This window comes from Shewanella sp. SACH (assembly GCF_001887095.2).
In the GTDB taxonomy this organism is placed as follows: domain Bacteria; phylum Pseudomonadota; class Gammaproteobacteria; order Enterobacterales; family Shewanellaceae; genus Shewanella; species Shewanella baltica.
The window spans coordinates 498,229-508,601 of the sequence record NZ_MPDG02000002.1 but is presented as its reverse complement, the minus strand read 5'-3'; the positions used below and the strand labels follow the sequence as shown (position 1 = coordinate 508,601).

At 47.4% G+C, this 10,373-nt stretch carries 9 protein-coding genes; 3 read left to right on the top strand and 6 right to left on the bottom strand.

The annotated features are described in order from the left end of the window. Positions 1 to 528 precede the first annotated feature (528 nt). Together ahpC and ahpF are read left to right on the top strand one after the other, a co-directional pair. Positions 529 to 1,098, top strand: coding sequence for an alkyl hydroperoxide reductase subunit C (gene ahpC, locus BM607_RS10155; RefSeq protein WP_063884140.1), 570 nt, complete (start codon positions 529 to 531; stop codon positions 1,096 to 1,098). Between the two features lie 161 nt (positions 1,099 to 1,259). After that, entirely contained in the window at positions 1,260 to 2,846 is a 1,587-nt protein-coding gene (gene ahpF / locus BM607_RS10150; RefSeq protein ID WP_071938502.1) for an alkyl hydroperoxide reductase subunit F, read from the top strand. 262 nt (positions 2,847 to 3,108) lie between these two features. On the opposite strand, the gene BM607_RS10140 is transcribed toward ahpF, so the two are convergent. From BM607_RS10140 to brnQ, 6 genes are all read right to left on the bottom strand, one after another. Then, positions 3,109 to 3,351 (bottom strand): DUF4287 domain-containing protein, encoded by a 243-nt coding sequence (locus BM607_RS10140; protein WP_071938503.1) that lies wholly within the window; start codon positions 3,349 to 3,351, stop codon positions 3,109 to 3,111. Between the two features lie 52 nt (positions 3,352 to 3,403). After that, positions 3,404 to 3,823, bottom strand: coding sequence for a GNAT family N-acetyltransferase (locus BM607_RS10135; RefSeq protein WP_071938504.1), 420 nt, complete (start codon positions 3,821 to 3,823; stop codon positions 3,404 to 3,406). Between the two features lie 164 nt (positions 3,824 to 3,987). Next, on the bottom strand, positions 3,988 to 5,712 hold the full coding sequence (gene recJ, locus BM607_RS10130) for a single-stranded-DNA-specific exonuclease RecJ (RefSeq protein WP_071938505.1): 1,725 nt from the start codon (positions 5,710 to 5,712) through the stop codon (positions 3,988 to 3,990). 94 nt (positions 5,713 to 5,806) lie between these two features. After that, a complete protein-coding gene (gene dsbC, locus BM607_RS10125; protein WP_006080352.1) occupies positions 5,807 to 6,532 on the bottom strand; it encodes a bifunctional protein-disulfide isomerase/oxidoreductase DsbC in 726 nt (241 codons plus the stop codon). A 140-nt stretch (positions 6,533 to 6,672) separates the two neighbouring features. Then, positions 6,673 to 7,575, bottom strand: a complete 903-nt coding sequence (gene xerD, locus BM607_RS10120) for a site-specific tyrosine recombinase XerD (RefSeq protein ID WP_071938506.1) — start codon at positions 7,573 to 7,575, stop codon at positions 6,673 to 6,675. A gap of 114 nt (positions 7,576 to 7,689) precedes the next feature. Then, the gene (gene brnQ / locus BM607_RS10115) at positions 7,690 to 9,102 is read right to left on the bottom strand and encodes a branched-chain amino acid transport system II carrier protein (protein WP_071938507.1); all 1,413 of its coding nucleotides are present in this window, start codon (positions 9,100 to 9,102) and stop codon (positions 7,690 to 7,692) included. Positions 9,103 to 9,630: 528 nt separating this feature from the next. Here brnQ and BM607_RS10110 point away from each other — a divergent pair. Then, a complete protein-coding gene (locus BM607_RS10110) occupies positions 9,631 to 10,344 on the top strand; it encodes a methyltransferase (RefSeq protein ID WP_071938508.1) in 714 nt (237 codons plus the stop codon). The last annotated feature ends 29 nt before the right edge of the window (positions 10,345 to 10,373 follow it).

The window sequence follows — 10,373 nt, the reverse complement described above, 5'->3', positions numbered from 1 at the left end:
AACCATAGCTCGCTATGGCGTACGACAGAGCGCCTTGATATGCGCAAAAATCTGCGCATTCAGTCAGGAAATAGATTTTCTTTTCAAACTAATCATTTATAGCATTGATTTAGTTTTGTTAAATTTAGATTTTTCGACACTCGTTATCCCGAGTTCAGGTTAAGTAATCACAGCTCACTTGCCGAACACCTTGGCATTCGCAACGCGGCCTTGTTTTAATTGAATTTATATTTAAGGGATATCACTGATATCCCTTTTTTATGCCCGAAATTTAGCTCAATCCATTCACCGAAAAGTCATCGCCTACAATCCAGATCCAATCCCAATCACACCAAGTCCGCAGCAACCGTGGAAAAACCGATTAAGTCCGGCCTAATTGTATCAACATTCGATTAAACCGATTAGGATAATAGTTTTTATCCGTTATCTTAATTTTATGCGAGTCGGTAATATGCTTCACATCGACAGGACGCAAGCAAATGTCCTCGTTATGAACTTAAGCAATCATCAACTCAATGGAAGCATAAAATGACTCAATCAATTATCAACAGCACAATCAAACCATTCAAAGCCACTGCCTATCACAATGGTGAGTTCGTTCCAGTAACGGAACAAGACCTGTTAGGTAAATGGTCAGTTGTGTTCTTCTACCCAGCAGATTTTACCTTTGTTTGCCCAACTGAATTAGGCGACATGGCTGATCACTACGAAAAACTGCAAGGCATGGGCGTTGAAGTTTACTCAGTATCAACTGACACCCACTTCACTCACAAAGCGTGGCATGACACGTCAGACACCATCAAGAAGATCAACTTCCCAATGCTGGCTGACCCAACAGGCACAATCAGCCGTAACTTCGGCGTGATGATTGAAGAAGACGGTTTAGCACTGCGTGGTACTTTCGTGATTAACCCAGAAGGCCAAATCAAGGTCAGCGAAGTTCACGATTTAGGCATCGGCCGTAGCGCTCAAGAGCTAGTTCGTAAAATTCAAGCAGCTCAATATGTTGCTACTCACGATGGCGAAGTTTGTCCAGCTAAATGGCAACCAGGTGACGACACATTAGCACCGTCTTTAGACCTAGTTGGCAAAATCTAATTTAGCCTAAAGCGTCAACCCTGCCAGTCTAGCGTCCCAAGCTGATTGGCGTTACAGCCAACACAGTTGTAGCGCCACGCAGCAAAGGATTAAGCCCGCCCCTGCAAGGGCCTAGACTGGCCCCCTTATATCTCCCTTTTACGCGATTTTGGAGTCATCACATGTTAGATGCGAATTTAAAAAATCAACTGCAAACCTATCTGCAAAACCTCAAGAGACCAGTTGAACTTGTCGTGTCTGCAGATGAGAGCAAAAAGTCTCAAGAATTAAAAAGCTTAGCGCAAGACATTGTCAGCCTATCTTCTCTGGTGAGCCTGAAAGAAACTCAGGGCGAACGCACCCCGGCGATGACAGTGATAAACCCACAACTTAATACGCAAATCAGCTTTGCGGGCCTGCCTATGGGTCACGAATTTACCTCACTTGTGTTGGCCTTACTGCATACGGGTGGACACCCAATCAAACTCAGCGATGACATTATCGAGCAGATCCGCAATCTGCCGGGCAAATATGCCTTTGAAACCTATGTCTCACTGACCTGCCAAAACTGCCCAGACGTAGTACAGGCACTGAATATGATGGCGGCGATTAACCCGAATATCACCAACGTGATGATCGACGGCGCCCTGTTCCAAGACGAAGTGGCGAGCCGTAACATTATGGCCGTGCCTTCTGTCTACTTAAATGGCGAAGTGTTTGCAGCCGGTCGTATCAGCATTGGCGAGATCCTCAATAAATTGGACACCAATGCCGCAAGCCGCAAGGCCGATGAAATTAATGAAAAAGCCCCATTCGAAGTCTTAGTGGTAGGCGGCGGCCCAGCGGGCGCAGCGGCCGCTATTTACGCAGCACGTAAAGGCCTTCGCACAGGTATTGTTGCCGACAAATTTGGCGGACAGGTTGCTGAAACCGTTGGTATCGAGAACTTTATTTCAGTCAAAGCGACCGAAGGTCCCAAGCTAGTGGCAAACCTTGAGGCCCATGTACGAGACTACGAAGTCGACATCATGGACAACCAAAAGGCAGTGTCATTATCAACAGATGGCTTGTTCGAGCTTGAACTGGCAAGCGGCGCTAAATTACGTAGCCGTACCGTATTGTTAGCCACAGGTGCCCGCTGGCGTGAAATGAACGTCCCCGGCGAGAAAGAATACCGTGGTAAAGGTGTCGCTTACTGCCCGCATTGCGATGGCCCGTTATTTAAAGGCAAACGTGTGGCGGTGATTGGCGGCGGTAACTCAGGTATCGAAGCGGCTATCGATCTTGCCAACATAGTAGAACATGTCACTGTGCTGGAATTTGATAAAACCCTGCGCGCCGACGATGTACTGCAACGTAAAGCGGCGTCTATGGGTAACATTAAAATCATTACCCAGGCCATGACCACTGAAGTGACTGGCGATGGTACTCGGGTTAATGGCCTGAACTACACAGACAGAGCAACAGGCGAGAGCCACCATGTCGCACTGGCAGGCATCTTTGTGCAAATTGGGCTAGTGCCGAATGCGGAATGGTTGAAGGGCACTATCGATTTAACCCCAAGGGGCGAGATCGTAGTCGATGAGCGCGGCCAAACCTCAGTCCCAGGTATTTTTGCCGCAGGTGATGTCACTAACTCACCGTTCAAGCAAATTATCATTGCCATGGGCAGCGGCGCGACCGCATCACTGGGTGCATTTGATTACTTGATTCGTCACAGCGATGAAGAAATCGCCGAGACGAAAACCACAGATACGAAAGCGGCCTAATCGTTAAAAATTAACCGCATAAGCTAAGAAGCCAGCGCACGCTGGCTTCTTGTTTTTAATAGGATTTATTTCGAGCCTGGTGAGTTTATCGAACGCTTTAGACTATGGTACAAACAGGCAAATCCCATGGTTGAAAGCAACAAGATTAAGCAAAGTAGCCGTACCCAAGGCACTTGCCCCTCAAGTAACCAATTCAAAAAAGCGGAGGAAACAGAAAAACTGGCAAGATAGGCATATTATAATTGTGTCATGCTAAGTACCGCTATCGACTTTTTTCGTTAATAAAATACGCCACCAGCGCATTGGCATGCCCATGACCGAGTTGGTGCTCACGCTTAAGCCAAGCCACCATTTCCATATGTTTTTTACCTTCAAGACCTTGCAAAAGCGTTAGCCAGTGGGCGATCGGCTGACCATAGGTTTTCTCGATAGAAGGGAAATAAGATGCGGGGCCTTTCACTTTTACGCTATCGGCTACTGTCGTTGGCTGAGTTTTTCCTGTCATAACAGATGTCCTTATCTTGATATTTTTAGAGTTTACTTCAATAAAATCTAGCCTAAAGGTAGGGATTCTCTAACCGAATTTGCATTAAGGTTTCAGGCGTATCGACCGCGTTGAAACCAAACTGGGCGTAGAGTCCATGGGCGTCGCGGGTGGCGAGCATTATCCGCCTAAGTCCTTGCAGTTCAGGATGTTCCATAATTGCTGCCATCATCAACTTACTTAAGCCTAAACCACGGTGCGACTCGAGTACAAACACATCGGCAAGGTAAGCAAAGGTGGCTTTATCTGTGATTAAGCGGCCAAAGGCTACTTGTTTAGCTTCATCATCAAGTACAGCAAAACACAGGCTATTGGTTAACGCTTTGCGCAGCAATGCCTTTGGCATGCCCTGCGCCCAATAACTGTTACTAATAAAACCATGAATAACCTCAAAATCCATTTCCGATTGCTCTGTGCTGACTCTGTATTCCATTTTTCGTCCCAATATTGTTATAAGCACGACTTATTAATTTAACTTAGGCTTTTTTCGCACTCATAAATAGCATAAAAGCCATCGCCAATAACACCAATTTAGCTAGCGAATACAAAGCCCCCGCGAAAGTAACGGTTGCAACTGAACTCCTTGTCGATACAGGTTTACATGGCTTCGATTTGCTCAACCATCAATTGCAACGAGAAATTGCCGCGATACTCATTCACATCGAGCTTATAGACGATACGGGCATGGTTAATCGTTGCATCGGGCCAAGTGTGCAAATCCACATTAAAAGCAATCGCATCGAGCATCACAGTGCCGCACTGGGTTTCGAGTACAAGCTTAAGATGGCGCTCGCCGACGAGGCGTTGCTGCACTATCGTAAAATAGCCATCAAACAATGGCTCTTCAAAGGCTTGCCCCCAAGGTCCCGCATTGCGCAGTAACTGGGCCATCTCAAGATTCAGTTCCGTGGGAGTGAGTTCACCATCTGACCAAAGTTCGCCGGTTAATAATTCAGGTTTAAGCAGTTCACGCACCGCATCATCATAGGCTTTGGCAAATGTCGCAAAACTGCCCGCTTTGAGTGACAAGCCCGCCGCCATCGCATGACCACCAAACTTGATAATCAATCCTGGGTGGCGCGTGTTGACCAGCTCCAGCAAGTCGCGCATATGCAAGCCTTTGATTGAACGCGCCGAGCCTTTAATTTGACCATTGCCGGCATCGGCAAAGGCGATCACGGGTCTGTGGTATTTGTCTTTAATGCGCGAGGCCAAAATACCAATGACGCCTTGGTGCCAATCTTCTTGAAATAGCGCGATACCCCAAGGTAACTCGTCTTCGTTGAGCTTTAAGTGCTCAAGGCTTTTTAAGGCTTCCTGCTGCATGCCGACTTCCAGCTCACGACGCTCTTGGTTTAACCCATCGAGCTCGGCCGCCATACGCCGCGCGTACATCATGTCTTCACAGAGTAAGGTTTCGACCCCAAGCGCCATTTCATCGAGCCGGCCTGCGGCATTAAGCCTTGGGCCCACGGCAAAACCAAAATCAGATGCAACAATACGCGCCGGATTTCGCTTCGCCACTTCAAGCAGTGCGGTAATCCCCACACGGCAGCGGCCCGCTCGCACGCGCTGTAAACCCGCTTCGACTAAAATGCGGTTATTGGCATCCAGCGATACCACATCGGCAACGGTGCCAAGGGCAACGATATCGAGCAGCGTGCCGAGATTAGGCTCAGCAATACCGCGCGTTTGATACCAGTTTCGCGTTCGCAGTTCAGCCCTTAATGCTGTCATCAAATAAAAGGCGACACCAACACCGGCAATCGATTTACTCGCGAATGGGCAATCGGGTTGGTTCGGATTCACTATCGCATCGGCAGCGGGCAACTCGTGTCCGGGTAAATGATGGTCAGTAATCACCACTTGCATACCAAAGGCTTTGGCCGCAGCAACGCCATCAATCGATGAAATACCGTTATCGACAGTGATCAGCATTTCAGCCTGTTTAGACGCCGCAACCGCAACAATTTCAGGGCTTAAGCCGTAACCGTAATCGAAGCGATTGGGGATCAAATAGTCCACTTTAACTGCGCCCATCATCCGTAGCGCCAACATACAGACGCTAGTTGAGGTCGCACCATCGGCATCAAAATCACCGACGATCAGAATCGACTTATTCGCCAGCATGGCATCGGCAATTAGCGCCGCAGCTTCGGGTAAGCCTTTCATGGTTTCAGGTCTTAATAGACCCTTAAGGACAAGTTCGCATTCGTGGGTGAGCGCACCGCGGCGAGCGTAAAGCTGCTTCAATAGCGGCGAAAGATGAGCAGGTAAATGGCTATCATCAACGGTTGGGCGACGGACAATCTTATGGATCAAGGGACTCAAACTCTCATGAAATCGTGGCGATAAGATAACAAAAAGGTGAGCCTTAAGCTCACCTTTCGTGGGATAAATTTTACTATTTTGACTGTTACTGACGCGCTTCTAAGGTGCGTAATAAGTCCGCAGGGGGTTGATAACCTGGGATCATATTGCCATCTTCTAACACGATTGCAGGCGTACCATTCACACCAAAGGTGGTGCCTAAAGCATATTGCTCGGCAATTTTAGCATCGCATGTTGCTGCGGCAACTTTGCTGCCCGCTTTAGCGTCTGTCATGGCTTTTAATGGATCTTTAGCACACCAGATAGCTTGCATTTCGTCGGCGTTGGCTGAAGGCACGCCCGCACGTGGGAAGGCTAAGTAACGCACGGTAATGCCAAGCTTGTTATAATCGGCCATTTGGCTGTGCAATTTACGGCAATAACCACAGCTGACGTCGGTAAATACAGTGACCACGTGTTTTTCATTTTTGGCTTTGTAAACCAACATATGGTCTTCAAGCGGCTTCATCATTTCTAAACGTGGGCCAGCTAATGCCGCTTCCGTTAAGTTTTTCATGCCTTTATCTAGGTCATACAAACTGCCGTGGAACAGTTTTGAACCATCACGACTAATATAGAGCACGCCGCGGTTGGTCATGGCTTGATATAAACCCTCAATCGGCGAATCCTGCATAGAAATGACTTCAACATCCAACATCTCAGTCAGTTTTTGCTTAATAGCAGCGGTATCTGGCGAGGTCGCTGTTGCGGCGTGAGCAAGAGGAGCGACAACAAGGGCAAAAATTAAAGATAATGCTCGGGTTAACTTCATGGGACATCCTATAAATTGGGTCTCGACGAGGAGATTTTGGGGTCGTTCAAACGCGATATACTTAATAGACCCCGTATGGTGGCAAAAAGTTACAGACAAGCCGCGCGGAAAGCAAATTTATGCTGTAACTAAATCCTTTTTCAGCCTCTTGGATGATGCTCTTGATGCAATTCCTGCAACCTTGCCCGCGCCACATGGGTATAAATCTGCGTGGTCGACAGGTCGCTATGGCCTAACAGCAATTGCACCACCCGCAGATCGGCACCGTGATTGAGCAAATGGGTAGCAAAAGCATGGCGCAATGTGTGCGGTGATAATGCGGTTTCAATCCCAGCACGCAGGGCATACAGCTTAATCCGATGCCAAAAGGTTTGCCGCGTCATCATCTGCCCGCGTTTTGACGGAAACACCACATCGGATTGTTTATTGCCAAGCAACTCTTGGCGCGCAAACTTCATGTAGCTCTCGACCTCGGTAATCGCTAATTCACCCAGTGGCACGAGACGCTCTTTGCCGCCCTTACCCACAATGCGTACTAAGCCTTGGCGCAGGCTCATCTGCTCCATCGTTAGGCCAACGAGCTCACTCACCCTCAAACCTGTCGCATACAACAGCTCTAGCATGGCTTTGTCGCGACATTCGACGGCATCTTCCACATTGGGCTCAGACAACAAGCGATCGACCTGTGATTCACTCAATGAATCGGGTAAATGGCGGGTTAATTTAGGCGACTCAACTAGGGCCATAGGATCGGCTAAAATCTGCTTGGTCTGCACTAAATAGGTATAGAAACGCCGTAAACTGCTGAGCAGCCGAGCGCTACTGGTGCGCGCAAAATCCTGCTCAACTCTAAAGGCTAAATACGCTCTGACATCCGCCTGAGAAACCGCGAGCAGCGTTACCCCTTGCTGAGCTTGATAACGATCAAAATGGCGTAAATCGGTGCGATAGGCCGATAAGGTGTTGTCACTCAGTCCCTTGCTCGACCAAAGATCATCAAGAAAAACATCAATGAGCGGATCGGGCTGGTATGTCTTAGACACAAAAACTCCATAAAAAAACGGCGTCATCAAATGATACGCCGTTGATATTAACTTAACTACATTTAAGCCTACATCAGCTTAACTGAGTCCCGCGTAAAAACGCGAGTACAAGGCTTAAGCAGCAGCCGTTTGATCACTGCCACGACCGAACACTAAACACAGTACTATGGTTGCAATCGTTGGCAGTAACCAAGCCATGCCTTCTTCATAGAGTGGCAGCTTAGATAACACGGGCGACATCACATCCACGACATGGATAAAGCCCTGCGCTAAGCCATTCACCGCTTGACCATCTGCACCAGTCAAACTGCTCGCCGCCACTTTAAGGCCATCGAAGATGCCGAAAAACAGTGCCACGCTCAATACTGCACGGTGTGCAAACTGCGGATTAGCAAAATAAGCGGTCAAGAAAGTGATGACCACTAAGGCGATTGCCACAGGATAAATTGTCATCAACACAGGAATACTGATGGCGATAAGCTGCGTAAGGCCCACGTTAGCAATCACAGCACAAATCACGCTTAAGAAGATCACTAGGAAACGGTAAGACAGTTTAGGCATCAGCTCATTGAAGAACTCAGAACATGCACTTACAAGGCCTACCGCTGTGGTTAAACAAGCTAAAGTCACAACCGATGACAGTAAGACAGAGCCTAAATCACCAAATTCACGGGTCACATAGTTCGTTAAAATCTCGCCGCCATTTTTAGCACCGATAGCGATATCGCCTGCGGTCGCACCTAAAAAGAACAGCGACACATACACAAAGGCTAAACCAGCGGCAGCAATAAAGGCGGCGCGGATCAGATATTTAGTTTGAGCACTGGGTTGATCAATCCCCTTTTTGCGCAGGATATCGATAATCAGCATACCAAACATCAAGGACGCTAACGTATCCATAGTGTTGTAGCCTTCCAAAATACCTTTGGTCAGCGGATGGTTTTGATAATCGCCTACGGCTTGGCCCACTTCGGATGCGGGTAAAAACATCACAGATGCAGCCAATCCAACTAACAAGATCAATAAAATAGGCGTTAATACTTTACCTACGCTATCGAGCAGCTTGCCAGGGAAAAGCGCCAATAACATAGTGACAGTGAAGAAACACATGGTGTATAGCAGTTGCGACAGGTTCAGTTCTAAACTGCCCAGTAAAAATGTGGCCGTGGTGTCATCGATAAAGGGCTTAGCGCCAATCTCGTAAGCCACTAAACCAGTACGCGGCGCAGCAAACGCAGGGCCGATAATGATATAAATCGCGATAGCCAATGTCGTTGCTGCAAATACTGGCAGCATAGCCATAACCTTACCTTGAGCCTTAGCGACAGCAATCAGTCCAACTAAAGGTAAACCTACGGCGGTAATCAAAAAACCCAACATGGCGAGGGGCATATTACCGCCCGCTAACATTCCCGCGAACGGTGGAAAAATTAGGTTACCTGCCCCTAAAAAGAATGCGAAGGTCATAAAACCTAAGCCCAATGTATCTGCGATACTCATCTGATTGTCTTGCACTGGAAGCCCCATCTTGTCTTATTGTTTTTTTACAAACTTAAGTGATTATGTGTCGATTAGCCATAGCTAAAACAAAGCCCATCCGGAGTGCAAATCTTTGTTTACACAATTCCGTGGTAAATATGTTCGATATCTGTCGAGTTTATAATCTATGACGAACTTTTGCGCAGCCGTGCTGACTACTAATTCACCACTAAACTCGTTTACCTATCCGTTAATCATAAAAGTGATTAAAAATGGGGGCGAAACTAATACCAGACTTAAAGCACCAATACAAGACAACAAGACCGTTAGGATAAAAAAAGCGAAATAATGCTAATTAACTGCTAAGAAAAGGTTTCTAAGGCAATAAAATAAAGCGTTAATTAAGTAAAATCTGTATTGCGCCGTAAAAAATAAAATCTTATGCCGACACAAATTCATACATCTAGCGCAACATCTTCTGTTTAAAAGCATTGGCTAAAAACAAGGGCTAGAATTAGAATACTGCCCGCCCAATATTGGGCCTAACCACCTTAGAACGGCAAAAATTAACTCTCCATGGCATTCACTTTTAAACAATTTCATATCGATGATATGAATTGCGGCATGGCCGTAGGCACAGACAGTGTCGTCCTAGGCGCGTGGGCTCAACTGACCGCAGCAAAAACAGTTTTAGATATTGGTGCTGGCAGCGGCTTACTCAGTTTAATGGCAGCGCAGCGCAGCCAAGCACACATTACCAGTGTCGAGTTAGACACCAGTGCAGCCGAGGCTTGCCAGCATAACTTCCACAATAGTCCGTGGGCGAATCGACTCACCTTAGTCAACAGCAGCATCCAAGACTTTTGCCAACATATTGAGTATCAAGAGTATTTTGATCACATCATTTGTAATCCGCCCTATTTTGAGCAAGGCACACAAGCGATACAATCTCAGCGCGCTATGGCCCGTCACACAGATAGCTTAAGTTTTACCGCGCTACTCGATGCCATAGATTTATGCCTCGCGCCCCAAGGCCAAGCCACGTTGATTTTGCCGATGCAAAGCCTGCCGCGCTTTGCTGCATGTGTTGCAGAGTCATCGACACTGGCCATCGCCAAACAAGTACCCGCCAAAAGTGTGAGTACGAAGGAGGCTAATCGGGTCTTAATTGTGGTCAGCAAAGATCGGCAAACTCCCACTGAACACGGGGAGCTGACGATTCGAAATAGTGAAGGCAAGTACACAGAGCAGATGATCGAACTCGCTCGAGATTTTTATCTCAAGCTATAGCGGGTAGTTAAGTTAAATCGCAATTCAAC

What these genes read in the sequence shown, in the direction of transcription:
- ahpC (WP_063884140.1), top strand. Translation starts at nt 529, where the DNA reads ATGACTCAATCAATTATCAACAGCACAATCAAACCATTCAAAGCCACT.
- ahpF (WP_071938502.1), top strand. Translation starts at nt 1,260, where the DNA reads ATGTTAGATGCGAATTTAAAAAATCAACTGCAAACCTATCTGCAAAAC.
- BM607_RS10140 (WP_071938503.1), bottom strand. Translation starts at nt 3,351, where the DNA reads ATGACAGGAAAAACTCAGCCAACGACAGTAGCCGATAGCGTAAAAGTG.
- BM607_RS10135 (WP_071938504.1), bottom strand. Translation starts at nt 3,823, where the DNA reads ATGGAATACAGAGTCAGCACAGAGCAATCGGAAATGGATTTTGAGGTT.
- dsbC (WP_006080352.1), bottom strand. Translation starts at nt 6,532, where the DNA reads ATGAAGTTAACCCGAGCATTATCTTTAATTTTTGCCCTTGTTGTCGCT.
- brnQ (WP_071938507.1), bottom strand. Translation starts at nt 9,102, where the DNA reads ATGGGGCTTCCAGTGCAAGACAATCAGATGAGTATCGCAGATACATTG.
- BM607_RS10110 (WP_071938508.1), top strand. Translation starts at nt 9,631, where the DNA reads ATGGCATTCACTTTTAAACAATTTCATATCGATGATATGAATTGCGGC.